Source organism: Tritonibacter mobilis (assembly GCF_001681715.1).
In the GTDB taxonomy this organism is placed as follows: Bacteria; Pseudomonadota; Alphaproteobacteria; order Rhodobacterales; family Rhodobacteraceae; genus Epibacterium; species Epibacterium mobile.
This window is the reverse complement of the sequence record NZ_LNWY01000009.1, coordinates 43,612-63,331: the sequence shown is the minus strand read 5'-3', so window position 1 is coordinate 63,331 and position 19,720 is coordinate 43,612. Positions and strand designations below refer to the sequence as shown.

Here is a 19,720-nt window from a genome sequence, read left to right as displayed (position 1 = left end):
ATGGAAAAAGGGGAACCGTGATCCCACGGCTCCCCTTTCGGTTCAGATCGTCTCACCCCGCGCGCTGATCAGGCAACCAGCGACAGCCCCGCGCCCGCGTCTTGCGCTTGATCACCGCTGTCGATGAACGGAATGATCGAGAAAGTCTGGCCACCGCGCTGCTCTTCGTTCTGCACGGCGTTCACGCGCAGGTCGCCATCGGGCGTGTTGATCAGAAGCGACAGGTAGTCATTGCCCGTGCGGCTGCTCTTGGCCATCCAGGCCGAGCCGACGCGGATCGGTGTGCCCCGGGGCGAGCTGACCTCGATCCGGTAGTCGGGGTGGGTCTCCTCGGTCTTGTAGCTGTTTTCGATCAGCATGAACTCCAGATCGAACATCATGTTGGCGATGTAGCCGGTGAAGGCGTTGTCGGCGTCCATGGCGGTGAGCTCGCCCGAGATCGAGCCGGATTTCATCAGGCCGTTCGAGACCAGCGGGATGATCTCGAACGCGCCGCTCTGGGCCGCGCGCGCCTCGTTCGTCTGCACCGCGTTGACCCGGAACGGACCCAAGCCGACATCGATCTGCATCGAGATGTAGGGGTTACCGCTGGTATTGCCGGTCTCGTTCCAGGCCGTGCCGATGCGCACCTTGCGGCCTGATTTGTTGACGGCCGTCACGTCAAAATCCGGGCTGCGCGCGGACATCTTGGCCCGTGCCTCGAGCTGGATGGCGATGTCAAAGCGCGTCGAATGGATCATGCCGGTGTATTCGGCGGCTGCGGTCTCGACGTTGCGGGTGAGGGTTCCTGCGAACATGGGATAGTTCCTTCTTGGATTGGCCAGTGCCTGACGTTCTTGCCAGCGCATCCGGGATTGCTTTCTCGACCCCTCCTAGGGTCACAAATCAGAAAGCTTGCTTTCCCTTTATGCCCCGCCCCCGGCTCAGCGCTGCCGTCCGAGTGGATGTGCCCCCGCGCCTCCGGGTGCTACGCCCCTCCCCTGCCCGTGTGGTCTTGATTGGCTGCCAGGATTTTCCGCGCCGTCCTCCGATCGCGCGAGGAAGAACTCCGCCTCTTCCCCGTTCAACCTTTGCCCGCCCCTGTCGGTCAGGCCGATGCAGCTGCCGTTCAGCACATAGGTGATCAGGTACTGACCCAGCCGGTCCTTGTGGACAACGTAGCCGGTATTGGCCCAGTGCACGGTCTGCCCGGCATCGACGGCCGCTTTGATATCTTCGAGTGTCATGCACTCCTCCTCAAGAACAATAGTGGGGAAACGACGCAAGAAGCCCGGTCGTCCAACAGGGCTTACGCGCAGCATTCGTTGGGCAAACGACCGAGAGCTGTCAGGCGCTTTGCGTGGCTTGCGTCGCGCGCGCCGCCATCCAATCTTTCAGGCCAAGAACCGTTCGTCCGGCGGCGACCTCGGAGGCCCAGGCAACCCTTGGATCACCGCAGGGCTCCCCGCTGAGGTGCTGCTCGATATGGCCATTGGCCATCCATGGCTCAGGCTGTATGCGTCGCAGCCAGTCCGCCATACTCGGGATACGGCCTTGGCAGTCTTCACGGATATGCTGCTCGCCGATCCAGCGCACGGGGATGTCCCGACCTGCGCTATTGGTCAGGGTCAGACCGAAGACACGTTCAGCATCGAACAGACCTTGGGTATGGTGGCGAAGCGCCCTGTGCGTGAAGAGCGCCAGGTGCTCTTTCGAGGCATCGAACCAATCGTGGATGGCCTGATAGTCAGACGGCACCCCGCCGAATTTTCGGGCCGAGCTTTCGGCATGATGAAGCGGATGCGCCATATCAAAGCCCCTCGTCATAGCTGTGCGAGCATTCGACATAGCGGTCGGCGTGATCGAGGGTGATGCTGTCTGCTGCAATGTCCCAGGTCAGCGTGCCGTAGCCGCCCTCGTTGTTCTCGAACCCCGGATGATGGTGATAGGCGAGTGACCAGGCGAAATCGCCCACGGCGGTGACAAGCGCTTCCGGCAGTTTGACCTCCGCAGGCTGCACATTCACGTCCTCGACATTGCCAGAGTCGCCATAGCCTTCGTATTCGGCGGTGACCTCGTTGATGCCAAGCGCGCGCAATTGCGCGATCAGTTCCGCTCGGGTTGCTTTCAGGGTGGTTTCGCGCTCGGCGCGCCACTGAGCCGCCATTGCGGCATAGTCGATCTGGGGATTGGTCATGGGTCTGTCCTCTTGTCAGAAGTTGGGGGGCCAGGCGTCGCATTGGTCAGCGCGGGCCCGGAAAGCGCAGACCGGCCAAACCCCGATCCGCGACGCCCGACCCAAAGCCCGCTTTGGCTTTTCAGGCGGCTTGTTCTGCCGCCTTGGTGGTTCCCTGCCCAACGATCCGGGCCAGAATGCTGACCGTGTCGACACCGTCCCCATGCGGGAGGAACACCCGCAACTGGAAGGCGATGATCTCGGTGAAACAGCCAAGCGCTTTGAGGCTTTCGATCATACCCAGATCCGCACCGCCCAGCTCGAGGCGTATCTCGCCTGCGACACGGCGACGGGTCAGGGTGAGACCCCGGCCCAGATCGACCGGTGCGGTGGTGCCGAGGGCGGCGGTCAGCATCTCTTGCGGTGTTTCCGGGTTGGAGACGAGGAAGCGGGCGCGCAGCGCGGCCGCCCCTTCTTCGCTCAGCGTGCGCCCAATCATCGCGGTTGCCCCGTCAGGCGTGACCCTGAAGATGCGTTCATTCGTGGTCGGAATGTCCTTCCAGATCGGCAACAGCAGCCCGGTCAGCAGGTAGAGCTTGGTCGTGGTGGTATTCGGCAGGGACGCAGCCTCGGCATCCCAAAGCCGTGAGAACTCGGGCTTGCCGATCTCTTCCCAGGCCGAGGACGCGAAACGCACCTCCTCGAGATAGCTCGACCCGTTGGGCCGCACGGCCTTGCGCATGAGGGTGACGATATCTTCGTCATACATCTGCATTGGCCGCGCCGAGATGAGCGCCGCGCGGCCGGAGGCGCGATTGACCATCGGCAGCTTGTCGGGGTTGCGCGACAGGGCGCCATCCGCCGACAGCACACGGACCGGGTCCGTCACCTCGAGCCCGATGATCCGCGTGACCGCACCGGATTTCGGGCAGGTCCAGAGGTCTTCGGTGGAGACCTGTTCGATGTTTTCGCCGCGCAGGGTTTCGACGCCGAGATCGAGCGTGCCCGCCGCGCGCGCCCGTTCCGTCTGATCGGATATTCTCGCCATGAACTCCGCAAAGAGTGCGTTCTGCATGTGGATGGGAAGGGCAAGCACCCGGTTCAGAAACCGCTGGATCGGCGGCAGCTCCTCGAGCAGTACCCCGTCCTTGTCGATCAGCCGCAGGGCCGTCCAGTCGGTGAAGCTCTCAAAGCTCATCGCCTCGGCGCGCCCGGCGGCTAGATCGGCGAAATACCCACGCAAAGCTGCCCGTGCGATCGGGCTTTCCAGATTATCCTCCTCGCGGAACATGCCTTGCGAGCCGGTCTCGCGCTGACCCTTGGTCAAGGCCCCTAGCTGGTCGAGGCGCTTGGCGATCGTCGAGGTGAAACGCTTTTCGCCATGCACATCCGAGGTGCAGACCCGGAAGAAGGGCGCGCTGACCTGCGCCGAGCGATGCGTGCGCCCGAGCCCCTGGATGGCCGCATCGGCGCGCCAGCCGGGCTCCAGAAGATAGTGCCGCCGCCGTTTCTGGTTCTTCGCCATTTGGGCCGCATGGTAGGACCGGCCCGTGCCACCCGCATCCGAGAAGATCAGGATATCCTTCTCGCCATCCATGAAGGCCTGGGTCTCGGAGGAATTGCTGCTGGCGGCGCGCTTTTCGATGAAGAGATGGCCATCCTCGGCCTTGAGGGGCCGGATAGACCGCCCTGTCACTTCGGCCACTGCCTCGTCGCCAAAGGCCCAGAGGATCTGGTCGAGCGCCGAGGGAATCGGCGCCAGCGTCATCAACTCCATCATGGCCGCATCGCGCAGGGCGAGCGCCTCGCGCGAGACAACGAGCGCGCCGGTCTCATCCCGCAAGGGTTCCGCCACCATGTTACCGTCGATCTCGACCAGCTTTTGCGCATGGATCGGGAAGGCCTGTTCCAGGTAGCCCAGAACATAGTCGCGCGGCGTCAAGGCACCCTCGACGAGCTCGTCTTCCGCGTCCATCGTTTCAAGCCGACGTTTCAGCAGGCTCTCGCCGGTCGAAACCACCTGGATGACGCACGCGTGGCCCGTTGCCAGATCATCCTCGATCGCGCGGATGATGGTCGGTGCCTTCATGCCCATCAGCAGATGATTGAAGAAGCGCTGCTTCGTGCTCTCAAAACGGGACTTGGCCGAGGCACGTGCGGCGGAGGCGTTGGTCTCCCCCGAGGCATCGTTGACACCGGTCGCCGTCAGCGCCGCCTCGAGATTGTGGTGGATCGTCCGAAACGCACCCGCGTATGCATCGTAGATCTCGATCTGGGCCGGGGTGAGCGCGTGTCCGAGTACGTCATACTCCACCCCATCAAAACTGAGGGCGCGGGCCGTGTAGAGGCCAAGCGTCTTGAGATCGCGCGCGACCACCTCCATGGCAGCCACGCCGCCGGCTTCCATTGCCGAGACGAAACTCTCACGGCTCGGGAAGGGGTATTCGGGGCCCTGCCCCCAGAGCCCCAGCCGCGCGGCATAGGCCAGGTTGTGCACGCTCGTGGCACCCGTGGCCGAGATGTAGAAGACGCGGGCACGCGGTGCGGCCAGTTGCAGCCGCAGGCCCGCAAGGCCCTGCTGGGAGGGTTTGACCCCCCTGCCCTGCTCGGACCCTGCCGCATTCTGCATGGCATGGGCTTCATCAAATGCGAGGACGCCTTCGAAGTCTTCACCCATCCAGTCGAGAACCTGGCTCAGTCGCGTGGTACCGCATTTGCCCGCGGACCGCAGCGTGGCGTAGGTGACGAAGAGGATTCCGTCGCCCATCGGGACGGGCTGATCGGGTTTCCATTTGGAAAGTGGCTGAATGTCGGCAGGCGAGCCGCCGAGATCGGTCCAGTCGCGGATCGCGTCCTCGATAAGCGTGGCGGATTTGGAGACCCAGATCGCCTTCCTGCGCCCGAAAAGCCAGTTCACGAGAATGAGCCCCGCGCATTCGCGGCCCTTGCCACAACCGGTGCCGTCGCCGAGGAAATACCCGAGGCGATAGTGACACGCATACGGGTCATCATCGGCACGCGTCAGCTTTGTCTGGTCGTCATCGATCGTGAACCGGCCTGGCAAATCACGCCCATGGGCATCATGCGCCATGATGATGGTTTCCAGCTGTGCCTCTGAGAGATGTCCCTCCTCGATCAGCCTGGCGGGCAGACGCAAGTCATCACTGCCCGTGTTTGAGGGCATGGGCGGGGCAACCGAGGCCATGGCGATGCTTTCGACGAGCGGCGTGGGATGTTCTTGCGCACCCGCGATCTCGATCCGCTGCGGACGGTAGCGCGCATAGATGTCCGAGACGGGCGTGTTGTCGCGCGGGGCCTCAAGGCTTGTGAAAGTGAGCGGTATGGCGGCGTTGGTCTGAGCGTTGGACGCCGCAACTTTGGCAACTGGGCGCTTGCGCGTGACAAGTAGTGGACCGACCGATCGCGCATGAGGGTTTGTCGCCGCCCGTTGGACTGGGCGCGTCTCAGGCCGGTTTGCGGCCATGGTGTCAACAAAAGGAAGGGCTTCCTCCAGATCCTGAACCGCGGCGCGGATCATCTCGCCGTCCTCCTGCACCTTGTCGAAGACCATCAGTTGGGTTTCCACCGAGGTGCCGAGCTTGCGGTAGACCTGCCCCGGTATCGTCAACGCCAGTCGCGGCGTCAGGAGACCGCAGGCGCGCGACCAATGCGCGCCATCACGTTCGGGGCTGAACCCCGGCGGCATGATCGCCACCAGCCGCCCACCGGGTGCCAGGCGCTTCGCGGCCGCAATGAGATGTTTGGCAGCGATGTGCTTGTCTCGCGAGCGATCGACCGAGGAGGCAAAGGGCGGGTTCATCACCACGACGTCGGGTAGAACCGGCGTCTGCAGCAGATCGTCGATATGCTCACCGTCATGGCCCGTCACATCGCCGCCAAAGACCGCGCGCAAAAGGCTCTGGCGAAAGGGGTCGATCTCGTTGAGCACAAGGGTGGCACCGGCCCGGGCAGCGAAAACTGCCAGGGCACCGGTGCCAGCCGAGGGCTCCAGAACGGTCTCGCCCTTGCGGACCGCAGCCGCCCGCACAGCCAAGGCGGAAAATGGCATTGGCGTGGAAAACTGCTGCAGCCGGATCTGCTGCTCTGACCGGCGGGTTTCCGTCAGCAGCCGTGAGGCAAGCAGCTTTGCAGCAGCGATGTCACCTGCCGCGTCGGCCCCACGCAGCAGCACCTGGACGGCCGCGGCCTGCATCAGGTCATAGGCCATGCGCCAGTCCCAGGCACCGCCGGCATCGCTGCCATGAAACGTCTCGCGCATGATGCGCGCGAGCGCTGAGCTGCGCAGGGGTTGGTGGTCGAACTCCGCGCCGATTAGCGCTAGCGCAGAGGCGAGATCGGCTTCGGAGATTGCGAGAGCCGGGTTTGCCAGTTTGGGTTTGGACATGGGGATTTTCCTTTGGATCAGGGTCTGAGTTCCAAAGGACAAAAGCCCACTTTCGCTTTTCAGGGTGACGGGGGTCAGACTGCGCTGACCTCCAAGGCTTGGTCAGGACTTGGGTTCGACCTCCCGTTTCGCATCAATCAATGCCTGTGCGGCCTGCATCACCTGAACTTGAGATGTTCCCGTGCATTCCTCCTCCAGCGCGGCCTGCACCTTCGCGCGAAACCACGCGTCATACGAATTGACATCAGCCGCCACGGAAATGCTCCTCGAGCCCGATATCCAGCAGCTTGCCGAGGTCATCGGGCATGTCTGCAATGTGCACAGCAATTGGGAAACGGTGCCCCGTCAGGTCAGGCGCGCATTGCTCCTCTAGCCCGAGGTGCTGCCTATCCTTTTCCGCCTCAATCATTGTGCTTTCTCCGACCGTATTATCAGCCGATGCTACATCTACCAGCGGGGCGTCGTAAACGATAATGCCAAAGGGTCACAGCAAGCTGGCCCACTTACCGATCGGGCGCCGCTTCAAGGGACGTCTCGAACCGCTTGTTCGCCGCCGCTGCTTCTTTCAAGAGCGCGTCGAAATTGTCAGGTGGATTGCCATCTTCCAGCATCCCTTTGAACGTCGCATAGGCATCCGTCTTGCTGCCATAGGCGCGCAGGGTCTTGTCGTCGTTCACCCATGCCACCACGATGACCTTCGCATCGCTGTTGAACCGGTAGAACAGCCGATACTGCTGGAAGAATTTCGCCCGGAACCAGTGCTTGCGGTGATCGCCGAGTGTGCCGCCTTGCCGGAAGGCGGCGGCACCCGGATCTGCAGGTATGGCCTCGGTGACCAGCTTGAAGATGGCGGCCAGCCGTTTCGTCGGGTTTTTCTTGTGCCAGGTCTTGGGATCGCGAGCCTTACGCGCCTCTACCTCCTCGACCAGCCCTTCGAGCTGGTCCAGAAAGAGTGGGTGCGCATAAATCGACCATCCATTCACGACAAGGGGCGCTTGGGCGGGCACGCTATCGCCGCTCATTCATCCTCGAGCGATAGCGGCGCATCGAGATCGACATCAACGTCTCCGACCAGTGCTGCAAGACGGTCATGCAAAGCCCCATCGAAAGCCCGAATGCGGTCCGGATGCGCCTTGATATCGGCCTCGACAAAATCGAGAAAGGCTCCGAGCACGGGATCTTCCTCGTCGCTGCGCACGGGCTCGATATAGACCCTGCCACTCGGCTCGGTGCAGTAACGAATCTGGTCGCCCTTGCCCAGCTTGAGCTGTTTGCGCACACCCGCCGGCACGGTCGTCTGATACCGATCCGTGAGCTTCGAGACATCTTGTGCGAGGGCTGTCATGGCAGTCTCCTGAAGAAAAGGGGCTTTGCTGCCCGCGATAGGTAATGCATTTGCATTGCCTTGTCAAGACAAGCCGCAGCATCTGCTGTCGCCGGGCAGGTCGATGAACCGTCCGGCGCAGGACCTAATTTCGCCCCGCCAGGAACTCCGCCAGCACCGGGCTAGCCGCACCTTTCGTGGAGCTGAGCAGCTCCGAGCCCGCAAGCGAGGCCTTCGACAGGCGTACGAGCCCACCAGTTTCCTCGATGCGGTAGCAGCGGCGCTTTTGCCGCCCACGCCTGTAGTGGGTCGCGGTGACAATCTGGCAGGTACTGCCATCGGTGAGCGTCACAGGGGTGGCGAGCTTGATCTTGTCGCCTTCCTCGTAGTCCGGGATCGCAGCCCAGTCCTGGCAGCGCTGGCGCCAGGCATGAGCATAGCTGTCTGGGTCTTTCAGCTCGGACAGCAGGGCCAATAGGCTCAGTGGCGCGCGGGATTCGACCGGTCCCGCGCTTTCCTCCATGTCCTTGTAGCCCCAGCAGCCGTCATCATATCGGGTAAGGAATACGGCGGCGAAAGTGATGGAGCCATCCGCATCGGTGACATAGGTCGTGTCTTCGACAGGGGTGCCGTCGATATTTGTGACCTTTGCCGCCGCGTACCAAGTCGAACCCACCTTGCAGGCTTTGACCAGTTCCGTCTTGCGCCTTTCGCCCTCGAAGGTGCACAGCCGAGCAATCTCCGCTTTCTCATCCGCGTAGGTCTGGACGCGGCCGTCGGTGTAGAAGAGCCAACCCATCACGCCGCCCTCCGGTCATCGATTTCCATCAGCGCATCGAGCGGCACGCGGTAGGGCTGCATGGCGTCGAAATCCTCGCAATTGCCACAGTTCTGCACGATCGCAAAGGTGTCGCAGGCATCCTTGAGGATGACCCTGAAGGTGCCACCGAGGCCCGAGGGCACTTCGTAGGTCCCGCCGATGAGATAGTCCGAGGCCCGGCGCACGAAGACGCGGATGCTGTGGCCATCGGTGGCGAGCCGGATGGCCCCTCGCCCCCGGTCGATGAGCACCTGCACGTCATCCAGGATGTCGGTGTAAAACTGGCCGGTCAGATCGCGAAACGCCATGCGGCGCTGCGCCATCCAGTCGGTGTCCCGAAACGGGTTCATGCCGTCGGCGAAGGCGAAGGAGGGATCGGCCTGCTCGGTGGTAACGATACGGGTGGTCGTGCCATCGATGCCGTTTGAGCGCAGATGCACACCATTGCCGACGATGAGGATCAGGGCCGGCCTGTCCACGGGCCCGTTCCAGTTGGGCAGGAAGGTCTTGCAGGCACGCGCATGTGCGATTTGCGCCGCAACAGCGGAGGCAGAGAACTTGAGAATAGCCATGGGGATGTCTTTCTGTTCGGTTTGGAAGGGTCGACCCGCGCGGGCGGCATGGTCCACGCGCGGGTCGCGTGAGGACTCAGGCCGCTTGCGCGATGTCGCCGTCAGGCTCCGGGGTTTCCGCCGCGGGCTCCGCCTCATCACAGGCGACACCGGCTGTCTGCATCATGGGCGGGCACCAGGCGGCCACGGCAGCGCGCTGCGCGTCCGTGAGCGTGGCGAAGGGCTCGGCGAAGAGCTTGTCACAAAAGGCGACGATCTCCTTCTTGCTCGACGAGGCCAGCGTCACCGCCTCCTGGGCGAGACCCAGATCCTCGCCGAGGATCTTCAGGAGCCAAGCCTTCTTGAAGCGGTTGAAGAGCGCCGCATTCGGCGTCCAGTGGGAGCGGATGTCGGGCATGATCTCGATCTCGAACGCATGCATCAGGCTGTCGCGCTGGCGGTCCCGCGCGAAGCAGGACTGCGTGGTGCTGGCCGTGGCATAGGCCACGAGCTTGGCCTTTTCGCCTGCCTCCAGCGCGCGAAACGCCGCGAACTGATCGGCGGGCGCGCGGGTGTCATCGAGCCAGGAGAGGTCCAGCGCCTCATGCGCCGCCGCCACCTGCTCGCGCGAGGTTGCGTCGATCTCGTCCATCTTGGCATGGCTGCGGTATTCCTTGCGGGCATCGATCTTGATCGCCTGCGTGACACTCATGCCGCTGGCCAGAACGTCGCTCACCAGCTTGAAGAGCGTCAGATCGAGCGTAGCTTCCGGATGCAGCGCCATCGCGGCCCCAAGCGCCATGGCTCGCTCGGTCTTGAGGTCCTCAGCCAGTGAGGCCGGATAGGTGATTTCGCCGGCGTCTGGGGCCTCCTCCCCGGTCGGGCTAGCCGAGGAGCCGCGCGCGCCCTCCTTTTTGACGGTGTCTTCCGGGCGGACGAGGCCAACATGGAGGGTCACCTGCCCGCCCGACCAGGACGCGATTACCCCAGACCGCGCGAGGTCCTCGGCGCTGTAGGCCTCCTGCAGGTCGCGGGCTTCCTCTTCCAAGGCGTCCACGCGCTCGTAAAGCGCGTTGTAGGCACCGTCCTCGAGCCCCTCATCCTCCATCTCGAGCTGCAGTTTCTCAAGCTCGGCGGTGATCTCATCGATGCGCTTTTGCGCAGCCTCATCAGGCTCGATCGGGCCGGGATAAACGCGGCCGTAGTCGGCCATGGTCGCGTAATCATAGCGGACCATGGCATCGGCCCAGGCAAAGCCCAGCTTTATGCGGGCCTCTTCGGCGGCGGCACCGAGCTTCTCGAGCAGGATGGTCTCGACCAGCGCGGCGTCTTCGAGCACGGAATGCTCTTCCAGAAGGTCAGCGGCGACAGCGCCGCCCCGCGCCTCGTAGTCCGCGCGCACGAAGGCCCCGATATCGTCACTGACCTGCACGCCGCGGGATTTGAGCGCCTGGCGGACCGTATAGGCCTGCAGGTAGCTATCTTCCTTGGTGAGCGCCTCGAAGACTTCGCGCTGCACCTCCTGGCTCGGATGCTCCGCAAAGGCCTTCATCGTGTCGAGCGTGATCGTCTTGGCCCGGGCCGCGGCGCGGATGTCGGGGTGGATTAGGCCATAGCGCAACCGGCCTTTCACGGCCGCCACCGTGGTGCCGAAGGTCTTTGCGATCGTCTCGGGCGTCTGGTCGTCGACCTCCATCATCCGCGCGAAAGCCTCGAACTCGTCGATGGCATTCATCGGCGCCTGGGTGATGTTCTCAGCGAGCGACAGGGCCGTGGTGACATCGCAATCCTCTGGCACAAGACGGCAGTCGATCTTGGCCTTCGCCGTGAAGCCTTTCGCGGCCCTGTCCGCGACCAGCTCCTTCAGCGCGGCATGCCGACGGCCACCGGCGAGGACAGCATATTTGCCGTCGAGCTTCTGGACCATGAGCGGCTGCAGGAGACCCAGAACGGCGATGCTTGCCTTCAGATGGGCGATGTTCTCAGGATCATAGGTTTCCGGCGAGTTGCTGCGCACATTGGCGGGATGTGAGACCAGATCGCCGATGGCGACGGAGACGGGTTTGAAGCTTGTGGTCATGGCGTTTCCTTTTCGGTGGGTTTGGAGCGGCCCGCGCATTCAGATGCGCGGCCAATCCCCGTCTTCAGGGATCACCACAACAAAAGGCCCACTCTCCCTTTGAGGGGTCAGCGGGCCTTCATCGCCTGGGCTGTCAGGAGGGGTGTCCCCTCCCCTACCAGTCGCGCGCCAGCATGATGGTCAGCACGCGCATGGTGGTGGCGGGATTGTCCGGGGCCTCGGCGCCATAGCGGAAGTCGGAATCCGCTTCGTACAAATCCAGTTTCCAGAACACGGTCTCGCCGCGGACCTCGACCGCCCCGAAATCATGCCATCCTTCGGGATCGTTCTCGGGCTCGAAGGTCTCGAACATGCCCGTGGCCTTCACCGCCTCGGCCATGAAGCCGTCACCAGCCTCCATAATCGAGCGGGTGACATGCATGCGGCCCTGTATGGGCTGCGCGGGCGGCACCCCGAGGCAAGCGAGCTTGCGAAACGCGTCGTTCTGCGCTGCGATCACACTCGAGTCCGGGCGGTCTGTCTGGGGTTGTGCGGTACTGGTCATGGGGCATTCCTCTGTGAAGTTGAAACACCCTTCCCAAAGCCTGCTTTCCCTTTGCCGACACACATCCCCTCAAGCGGCCTGGTCGACCTCCCATGCCCTGCCCGCCTCCGACAGTGCGATCAGGTAGTCGCAGGCGCGCTGCGCGTCAGCGGCGTGTTTGAAGATGGCGCCCTTGTCCGAGCGCAGAACCCGCAGCCAATTGTAGAGATACGCCGCGTTCATCTCGAGCGTATGGGCCGTAAAGCCGAGCGTCTGACCAAGGAACACCGAGGTCAGCTCGGCGACGATCTCTTCGCGGGCATAGGCCGTGTTGCCGAAGCGCGAGAGGCCGTAGTCGCGGTTCAGCCGATGGCGCGCCTTGGTGGCATGGGCGAGCTCATGCGCCCAGACCCCGTAGAAGTTCCGCGGGTTCTCGAACCTGGAAATGGATGGCATGAACACCTTGTCTACAGGTGGCAAATAGTAGGCTTCCGTCCCCGTGAAGACGGTCGTGATGTCGATGGCGTCGAAAAACGCCTGCATGTGCGGGATGGGCTCGGACGGAGGATGCTCGGGTGCGGGCTCCGGGTCGGGGAAGAAACTGTCGGGCAGGCCATCGATCTGGCAGGCATTGAACACGCGGTAGGCTTTCTGGAAGCGGAAGATGCGGGCTTCCTCGGAGCGATCATCGCCATCGCTGCGGTCGTCCTCGCCGCCCGCGTCTTTCCGGCTTTGGCCGTAATAGACGACGACAGAGGATTTCTCGCCCTTGCGGACCTTTGCGTCCAACGCATTGGCCTGCGGCAACGTCATCCAGAAGGGCGAGCTGTGGCCCGCCATCACCGTTCGCATGGTGAGCAGGAAGTTGTTCACACCCTGGTAGGGTTCTCCGCCCACGCGCAGGGGACGAGAGCTGCCGCCAATGGTCCAGGGCTTGCGCCAGGGCAGGACGCCGCGCTCGATGATGCGGATGATTTCGTTGGTGATGACCTCGGAGGCATCGAATTTGGGCGTGCGGGATCGGGCCATGGCTGGCCTCCTTTCGAGTGTTGATGAGAGGGAGTGGCGACTAGGTTGACCGACAGGGCCGTGGATCGTTGGTGATGCTCGCGCCGAGCTCTTCGACCATGTCGATGTAGGTGGTCAGAGAAACGGACCTGCCGGCACCCGAATGCTCAGGGTTGACCGATCCGTCCCGCCTCACCTGCGGCAGGTTCGCGAAGGCGATGACATCGGTGATGGGCCGGATATCGATGAGGGGCGTCCCTCGTGCGACTGCCAGGGCGGCCAACGGAAAGCACTCGATCGGCGTGAGAGTCGAAACGTTGGTCCAGCCGAGATGCAGGAAAGTGCCACCCTCCCCGCAGATCACATGCGCGTCCGGCATTGTCGCCGCCTGCCTGAGATAGCCGAGGTCACGCTGGACGGTCTGGCGTTCGAGCTGCTGTGCCAGCGCCGTCTGGCCAGTTCGGCGCAGTTCTCTATGCCGCCACCAGGAGGCAGCGGTCGCGCGCAAGACGCGCAAGACACCTATTTGCATGGGAATGCCCTTATCAGGAACGGCAGACCGGAACCCGGCCCGGACCCGTCCGAGGCACCCCAAAGGCCCTCATCCGTCAGTCACAAAACCCGAAGTCCACTTTCACTTTCCACCAGCCAACTGGTCTGAGGTAACTGTCAATGGCTCGACACCACCGCGGACCCCAGTGACTGCATGCAGTAAGTGCCGGTTCCGATCCAAGATCGGCAAGCCATATCGGCAACTCCGGTCCGACTGCCGCAGTCTTTGTCATATTATCAATAACTTATCTGACGTTCTCGATCGGAAAAGAACGCGCCAACGGCGACTTCTCAAGCCCAAAAATCAGGGTTTTCGACGTTCTGAGTAATGGAGCGTTACGAATAAGTATGGGAAACGAAGGCACAGCACTTCCTGAAAACTTGAATTTCAGCAATATTGCCGCTATATACCGTCAGTATCACTGTAGGAGCACAGATCATGCACATCACGAGCTTTGCTGAAGCTGGGCAATTCGAACCGCGGAAGATCGCCGCGGTGCTACGCACATCAGCAGAAGAGATCGCATTGACCGTCGGCTTGGGCAAAGACGCGTTGCAGAGGCGAGCCCGCATCGGTTCGGACAAGACGCAGCGCCGCCTGCGCGAATTGGTAGAGGTGCTGAACAAAGTCGAACCCCGCTTCGGCTCGGAACTGATGGCCTATGCATGGTACCGGTCAGAGCCCCTGCCCGGCTTTGATGGCCGAACAGCCATGCAGCTGGTTCAGGAAGGCAAAGCTCAGCAAGTTCTGGAATACATCGATGCGGTCGATGCAGGCGTCTTTGCCTGATGCCGCTGAAAGATGGACGCTACTCAGGGCCGCTCTACCGCGCCCTGAACCCGGTCTATGCGCGTGAACCTCTGTCCGGACTAGGCGCTGAACTCTATGGAGGGCGCTTTAATGCCAAGGGCACCCCTGCCCTCTACACCTCGCTGGATCCCGCGACCGCTCTTAGAGAAGCCAACCAGGTAGGCAGCCTGCAACCCACTATCCTGGTGTCCTACAAGGCCGACCTTGGGCCTATTTTCGATACCCGCGATCAGGACAGGCTCGATCGGTATGGTGTGACAGCGTCAATGCTTGCCGACCCTGCATGGCGCATGAAGATGCTCGATGGCCAACCTGTGCCGACACAGGATTTGGCAAGCGCCCTCATAGCAGATCGGTTCGCGGGGCTTCTGATCCAGAGTTTTGCAAAGGGCGCGTCATCATCTGACTTCAATATTGTGCTGTGGGTCTGGACTGACAATATAGGTTCTTTGGAAGTGGTGGATGACGAAGAGCGGCTGTCACGCATGTGAGTTGTGAGACTTGGTGCCTGATCTGTCCACCGCGGTGGACATCGGCGGGTCGGAGGAACACGGATTGACCGTGCAGTATCGCCCTAGTGTAATTTGGCTCGGTCGCTTTGATGCACGTGGAGAGACCGCGCGTCATTGGACTAGTTGCCGGCCAGACGTCCACCGCGGTGGACACTAGGCGGTTTGCATAGCAGTTTTTGACAGACGCTTGATCAAAGCCACTGGATCAAACTGGTCTTGACGTTGGCCCAAGGTGATACTGTGAAAATACGCTCCAAAGTCCCTGATGCGTTGTCCAAGTTGCAGCATGATGAAGATCGCGCATGACGCTTTCTGAGCTCCTACCGCATTCTTGGCTTTCTCGAACGTTTCTGGGTGAATGCCCATCATGGGTGCAAGTGTTCGAGCATGTATCTCAATGTCCAACCAGTCTCTAAGTTTCTCTGTGGAGAACGATGTCGCTTGATCGCAGACTGAGGTTAGCAAGTCCGGTTTCAGAGCTTCATTGCCTATGTTGCTATCTAAATCTTTTTTTTCTTCTTCGGACTTAGATTGGTGCCGGACAGTTTGTCCGTCATTGGCGGGCAATTCCACAGTTTCTGGTGTGTCATCTGGTGTATTCAAACTCAGGCATTCTCTGTCCGTGTCAGCGAGCAGCGCGTGGTATTCGGGCAGGCTCAGCTTCCTGCGTAGAGCTCTCCGTGCGTGGTTGATGAATGAGTTGCTGGGATCATGCTCTTCCAAATGGGCGAGCTTTGTAAGGATCTGTTTGCGGACAAATATCCGATCCCGCCGGTTATTATCCATCTCATGTGCGATGGCGATAAGCTCGCTCGCGCGTTGGAGGAGGGGGGTTAGAGACAGTCCATAGCTGATGCATTCCCCGCTGGACGAGCGAACGCGGTAGCGCTTTCGGTTCGAGCTGTCATTGCGTTTGATGAACCCGAGTTCGACGAAGCGGTTGATGTGTCTGCGGAGCGTCCGTTCGTCGATTCCGCCGACGCGCTGGCAAATCGAGTCGTTGGACGCGAAAACCGTTTCGCCATGGCCGGGCTTCAAGAAACTGAGCATGGCTTGAAGTGTTTGGATATGGCCAGGACGCAGACCGAATACACTACGTGCATCTCTCAGTGCCCTGAAGATGGTCCAGATGTCGGTTTCATCCGCAGAAATTGAGCCGCGTGATGCATCAGCACCAGCGGTTCTGATCGATAGTTTTGTAAATGCCATGGTTTGTTCACGACGACCGTTCGGCCCACAGCTTCCCAGTCTCTTCCCGAGATTTCGCTCAGGAAAAGGCAATAAAAATCCGTCCACCGAATCGGTGACTCTTGACCGGTTTGCTGGAGGTTGCTACATCATGAGTGCTAATCGAATGATGAGGGCTCTCCAGGGGAAACTTTGGGGGGCTCTTTTCTTCTGGTCTTCGCTTTTCTCCTCTGCTCGCGTTACTCTGTGTGGCTTGGGTTAGGACCCAGAGCCGCTCTCATTCCGCCACTGTTCGAAGAGCTTCAAAAGCGCTGCCTCCGCGCGCTCTTCGATCCATTGGCCGAATTCTGGGTTGTCCTTCTTGGCGATCTTGATGGCGATCGTTTTCTGATCGATTGTCAGCGTTCCCACAGAGCTACCGTCCGCATCTTTGACGACGGACGTTAGGCTGCCGTTGGCTTGCTTCTTGTCGCTACGTGCCTTGTTCGAACAAGCCGAGTAGACTGCCTGAAACTTTTCCGCGCTTGGAGTGTCGTCGGGCAGGGCGGCAATCACCTCTTTGGCCGTGTTCACCAGATCTATCTTTTTCGAGAAAGCGGCCAGGTCACCCCATTGCCGTCGTCCGATGCCATGTGCCGGCCCTATCAGCTGTACAAGCCCTTCTGGCAGTTGCTCTATGACCACGCGATGGTTGGACACGCCCTGCCGTGTCAAGCCGAGAGCATCCTGAATGACGTTTGGCTTGTAACCTGATTCCTGCATCTCTTTGATAAAAAGAGATTTCTCAATGAAAGACGGGTCTAGTCGGAGGTTGTTCTCTTGGCCCTGTGCGATCAGAGATGCGTCATCATCCAAGGTTCGAACGATCGCCTTGACCGTTCCGCCGACCATGCGGATCGCTGCAAGCCTGCGTCGTCCGTAGATGATGCGGTATCTGTCCGGTTGGGCCGATGGACGGACCATAATTGGCACTTGTTGCCCATGCTTGCGAATGCTTTCGGCCAACTCATCAATACTGGAATCCTCCAGCACCAACCGATCGCGCAGGCCATCCATATCAATCTGGTCGGGCTCGATGTCACGGATCGAATTCGCGGTAATCTCGCGCAAAGAGTCGCGCAATCCGCCAACAGATCCTGGCAGTTTTGCTGCCTTTGGTGGGGTAGGGGAGGGGGCCGCGCTCTCCTTCTCGTCCTTTGGTGGCTGATTGAAGATGTTTCGGGCCATCAGCGACGCCCCCATGCCATTTGGATTGTCTGTTCCAACTCATCGCCAACGCCGTTCACGCTGGTCAGAGCGCGATCAATCGTTTTTCTGATGAATTGGCTCGGATCAACTTCGTAGACGGTTTGTTGGGTCATACCAGCGTCCGAGATTGCCGTAGATTTCAACATTGGTTCAGTCATGACCTGTCCGGCCAAGATCGATCTCAGGTAGCCTGCCATTTGCGTCTGAGGCCCGTCCGACGGTTCGTATCTCGTGATCAAGAACTTTACGAAGTCCCAGGTAACGCGCCGGCCAATGGCTTCTTCCACGGCCTTGACCGTTTCCGAAGCAAGTTTCAGGAACTGGCTCATGGAAGCGATGTCGAGCATGCCAGGTACCACGGTTACCAAAAGCCCCGTCGAGGCTGCCAACGCCGTAAGGGTCAAAAAACCAAGTTGAGGTGGGCAGTCGATCAGAACGATGTCGTAATTCGCCTCTACTTCCTCAAGCGCTAAGGCGAGACGCTCCGCAAATATGGGCTGCACCCGGCGGGCGAGGGCGTTTGCCGTCTCGGTTTCGTATTCCGATAGCATTAGGCCCGCTGGGACCATATCGAGCTTGTGGAAGTAGGTTTTTTGGATGACGGCTGAGAGTGGAACTTGTTCCTCATATCTCAGGGCATCATAGATTGTGCCGCCTTCGGCGAACTCGAGCTCGGGCCGAAAGCCGAAAAAGGTGGTCAGACTTGCCTGCGGATCGAGATCCAAAACCAATACTCGGTAGCCTCGCAAGGCATACCGTTGTGCAAGATGTATCGTTGCTGTCGTTTTTGACGATCCGCCTTTGAAATTGACGACAGATATCACCTGGAGACGATCGCCCTCACGTCGACCAGGGCGGTAGTTTTCTGCGTTCTTTCCAGTGCGCCCCAGAATATCGCGCAACTCATCAATCTCTTGGGCTGTGTAGAACCGGTGTCCGCGGTTGTCTGTATGTACTTCCGGGAAGCTGCCGTCCTTGTGCCGGTTGCGCAGGTTAGATGTGCTCACGCGCAGGAGGCTGGCGACCTCGGTAGAACTGAAACGGCGCAGGGACTTTCGTTCTTCGGGCTCGAAAGCGATCTTCATCTGGCGATCCAAAGACTCAGCCAGATTGTCGGCAAATGCTCCGATGTCGGAAGACCCTATGCCTTGCGCGTATCCAACGTTACGATCATCCATATCCTGCCGCCCACTCTCGGCCTCTGTTGAGGCTCTTGGTCATTCTGACGGTGTACAGCGTATCTGACGCGTTTTGCCGTCAGGATGGGAATGCCACGATCCGGTGAGTCCGGCAAGAAGAATCTAGATGTAGTGTGAAAGTTATCCACAGCGCCAATACGTTCAGCCGCATCAGGATAGCCGCAAACGTTTGATTTTATTGCATTAAGTCGACACGATCGCGTTTCAAGCCACCAATCCGAATTGTTTGGATGGTTTCAGCTAAACCCATGCAACCAATGGCACAATTGTCCTTCTGACGGTGTCTGGAGCAATAGATTCTGTTGGATGAGCCCCTGCTAATTACAGTCGGGAGTGAGCCGATTCTGATGAAATTAGTCCAAGTCGCTCCGCTCGTTCGAGCAGCATCTTGACCGACGACGGCTGCCAGCTCGTGCGACCTCGAGGGGTGCGCTCACGCATAGACTCAAGCCGGTCGCAGATTGCCTGAAGAGTGATGTCTGGGTCCGCGCCCTTGATGCCGGCGACGATTGCGGGCAGGCGATCGTTGGTTTCGCGGCGTCCGGCGCGGCCAAGCACTTCATTGGGCAGATATCCGTCGCGCACATACGCCTTCACGGCGCGGAGCAGGCGGCTTTGGGTCCAATGGCGATCTGGCGGCAGGGGGCCATTGACAATCCGCAGGACGTCTTCCCAAGCCATATCGGGGCGCAAGCGGCGCACATGGGGCACCCAATCCTGCGCGGTCTCGTTCAGACGCTCCATGTAGCCTTCCTGTCGCGCCAGCCGGACCTTGCGAAGCGCGGCGGGGTCCTTGGCGCGAAGCCCTGGGTTGCCACCTACGCGCCCTTTGGCGCGTGCCGAGGCAAGGCCGGCCTTGGTACGCTCTCGGATCAGGGCACGTTCAAACTCGGCGGCAGCGCCCAGAACTTGCAGCGTGAATTTGCCCTGCGGGGATGAGGTGTCGATGGGGTCCTGCAGGGAGCGAAAGAAGGCACCCTTGGCCTCCAGACGCTCAATCACTTCGAGAAGATGCGACAAGGACCGTGCAAGCCGGTCGATCCGAACGACGACCAGCGTATCGCCTTTGTCAACTCGCTCCAGCACGCGGGCAAGCACAGGCCGCGCACGATTTCCACCTGAGGCGTGCTCTTCGAAAATCTCGGAACATCCCGCAGATTGAAGGGCCTCTGACTGGGGCAGGGGGGTCTGATCCTCTGTGGATACGCGTGCATAGCCTATCAAGGGCATGAAAACGAGCCGTTTGCAATTTAAGGTATCGCCACTAAATGACCGTTTGTAAGCGAATGCAAGTGCCGGCTCTGTGGGGCTGTTCAGTCCAAAGCCCTTGGTTCCCTTACGCTG

The 19,720-nt window shown here is 60.8% G+C and carries 21 protein-coding genes; 2 read left to right on the top strand and 19 right to left on the bottom strand.

All coding sequences use genetic code 11. The annotated features are described in order from the left end of the window. Positions 1–68 precede the first annotated feature (68 nt). The 15 genes from UB90_RS10430 to UB90_RS10365 all read right to left on the bottom strand — a co-directional run bounded on the left by UB90_RS10430 (position 69) and on the right by UB90_RS10365 (position 13,398). Complete coding sequence (locus UB90_RS10430; RefSeq protein WP_065331686.1) at positions 69–797, bottom strand: DUF736 family protein; 729 nt, start codon at positions 795–797, stop codon at positions 69–71. A gap of 126 nt (positions 798–923) precedes the next feature. Next, complete coding sequence (locus UB90_RS10425; RefSeq protein WP_065331687.1) at positions 924–1,226, bottom strand: hypothetical protein; 303 nt, start codon at positions 1,224–1,226, stop codon at positions 924–926. Between the two features lie 100 nt (positions 1,227–1,326). Continuing rightward, positions 1,327–1,788: a DUF6915 family protein gene (locus tag UB90_RS10420; protein ID WP_065331688.1), complete on the bottom strand. Its 462-nt coding sequence runs from the start codon at positions 1,786–1,788 to the stop codon at positions 1,327–1,329. Position 1,789: 1 nt separating this feature from the next. Further along, complete coding sequence (locus UB90_RS10415; RefSeq protein ID WP_065331689.1) at positions 1,790–2,176, bottom strand: DUF6878 family protein; 387 nt, start codon at positions 2,174–2,176, stop codon at positions 1,790–1,792. 121 nt (positions 2,177–2,297) lie between these two features. Beyond that, complete coding sequence (locus UB90_RS10410; protein WP_065331690.1) at positions 2,298–6,560, bottom strand: bifunctional class I SAM-dependent methyltransferase/DEAD/DEAH box helicase; 4,263 nt, start codon at positions 6,558–6,560, stop codon at positions 2,298–2,300. Between the two features lie 102 nt (positions 6,561–6,662). Beyond that, on the bottom strand, positions 6,663–6,815 hold the full coding sequence (locus tag UB90_RS10405; protein WP_009820264.1) for an antitoxin PaaA2 family protein: 153 nt from the start codon (positions 6,813–6,815) through the stop codon (positions 6,663–6,665). Next, positions 6,805–6,969: a hypothetical protein gene (locus UB90_RS22925; RefSeq protein ID WP_165610558.1), complete on the bottom strand. Its 165-nt coding sequence runs from the start codon at positions 6,967–6,969 to the stop codon at positions 6,805–6,807. Before UB90_RS22925 ends, UB90_RS10405 begins: the two co-directional genes overlap by 11 nt. A gap of 94 nt (positions 6,970–7,063) precedes the next feature. Further along, positions 7,064–7,582, bottom strand: coding sequence for a type II toxin-antitoxin system YhaV family toxin (locus tag UB90_RS10400; RefSeq protein ID WP_065331691.1), 519 nt, complete (start codon positions 7,580–7,582; stop codon positions 7,064–7,066). Then, positions 7,579–7,905, bottom strand: coding sequence for a type II toxin-antitoxin system PrlF family antitoxin (locus UB90_RS10395; RefSeq protein WP_005668772.1), 327 nt, complete (start codon positions 7,903–7,905; stop codon positions 7,579–7,581). Before UB90_RS10395 ends, UB90_RS10400 begins: the two co-directional genes overlap by 4 nt. Before the next feature lie 124 nt (positions 7,906–8,029). Continuing rightward, positions 8,030–8,683 carry a DUF6927 domain-containing protein gene (locus UB90_RS10390; protein ID WP_024099305.1) on the bottom strand — a complete coding sequence of 218 codons (654 nt, stop codon included), beginning with the start codon at positions 8,681–8,683 and terminating at the stop codon, positions 8,030–8,032. Then, a complete protein-coding gene (locus UB90_RS10385; protein ID WP_025042408.1) occupies positions 8,683–9,276 on the bottom strand; it encodes a hypothetical protein in 594 nt (197 codons plus the stop codon). Before UB90_RS10385 ends, UB90_RS10390 begins: the two co-directional genes overlap by 1 nt. 76 nt (positions 9,277–9,352) lie before the next feature. Beyond that, positions 9,353–11,335 (bottom strand): ParB/RepB/Spo0J family partition protein, encoded by a 1,983-nt coding sequence (locus tag UB90_RS10380; protein WP_065331703.1) that lies wholly within the window; start codon positions 11,333–11,335, stop codon positions 9,353–9,355. 154 nt (positions 11,336–11,489) lie between these two features. Next, positions 11,490–11,879, bottom strand: a complete 390-nt coding sequence (locus UB90_RS10375; RefSeq protein WP_065331692.1) for a DUF3768 domain-containing protein — start codon at positions 11,877–11,879, stop codon at positions 11,490–11,492. Positions 11,880–11,948: 69 nt separating this feature from the next. Continuing rightward, the gene (locus tag UB90_RS10370) at positions 11,949–12,887 is read right to left on the bottom strand and encodes an ArdC family protein (RefSeq protein ID WP_065331693.1); all 939 of its coding nucleotides are present in this window, start codon (positions 12,885–12,887) and stop codon (positions 11,949–11,951) included. 40 nt (positions 12,888–12,927) lie between these two features. Beyond that, positions 12,928–13,398 (bottom strand): hypothetical protein, encoded by a 471-nt coding sequence (locus UB90_RS10365; RefSeq protein ID WP_065331694.1) that lies wholly within the window; start codon positions 13,396–13,398, stop codon positions 12,928–12,930. Positions 13,399–13,857: 459 nt separating this feature from the next. Between UB90_RS10365 and UB90_RS10360 the strand changes: the two genes are divergently transcribed. Together UB90_RS10360 and UB90_RS10355 are read left to right on the top strand one after the other, a co-directional pair. Then, positions 13,858–14,208: an MbcA/ParS/Xre antitoxin family protein gene (locus UB90_RS10360; protein ID WP_065331695.1), complete on the top strand. Its 351-nt coding sequence runs from the start codon at positions 13,858–13,860 to the stop codon at positions 14,206–14,208. Beyond that, on the top strand, positions 14,208–14,720 hold the full coding sequence (locus UB90_RS10355; RefSeq protein WP_065331696.1) for an RES family NAD+ phosphorylase: 513 nt from the start codon (positions 14,208–14,210) through the stop codon (positions 14,718–14,720). Before UB90_RS10360 ends, UB90_RS10355 begins: the two co-directional genes overlap by 1 nt. A 174-nt stretch (positions 14,721–14,894) precedes the next feature. Here the strand turns inward: UB90_RS10355 and repC are convergent, their stop codons facing one another. The 4 genes from repC to UB90_RS10335 all read right to left on the bottom strand — a co-directional run bounded on the left by repC (position 14,895) and on the right by UB90_RS10335 (position 19,606). Next, on the bottom strand, positions 14,895–15,950 hold the full coding sequence (gene repC / locus UB90_RS10350) for a plasmid replication protein RepC (RefSeq protein ID WP_065331697.1): 1,056 nt from the start codon (positions 15,948–15,950) through the stop codon (positions 14,895–14,897). 237 nt (positions 15,951–16,187) lie between these two features. Then, positions 16,188–17,156: a plasmid partitioning protein RepB gene (repB, locus tag UB90_RS10345; protein WP_228711381.1), complete on the bottom strand. Its 969-nt coding sequence runs from the start codon at positions 17,154–17,156 to the stop codon at positions 16,188–16,190. After that, the gene (gene repA / locus UB90_RS10340; protein ID WP_065331699.1) at positions 17,156–18,355 is read right to left on the bottom strand and encodes a plasmid partitioning protein RepA; all 1,200 of its coding nucleotides are present in this window, start codon (positions 18,353–18,355) and stop codon (positions 17,156–17,158) included. Before repA ends, repB begins: the two co-directional genes overlap by 1 nt. Before the next feature lie 342 nt (positions 18,356–18,697). Further along, the gene (locus UB90_RS10335) at positions 18,698–19,606 is read right to left on the bottom strand and encodes a recombinase family protein (RefSeq protein WP_065331700.1); all 909 of its coding nucleotides are present in this window, start codon (positions 19,604–19,606) and stop codon (positions 18,698–18,700) included. Positions 19,607–19,720: the final 114 nt, after the last annotated feature.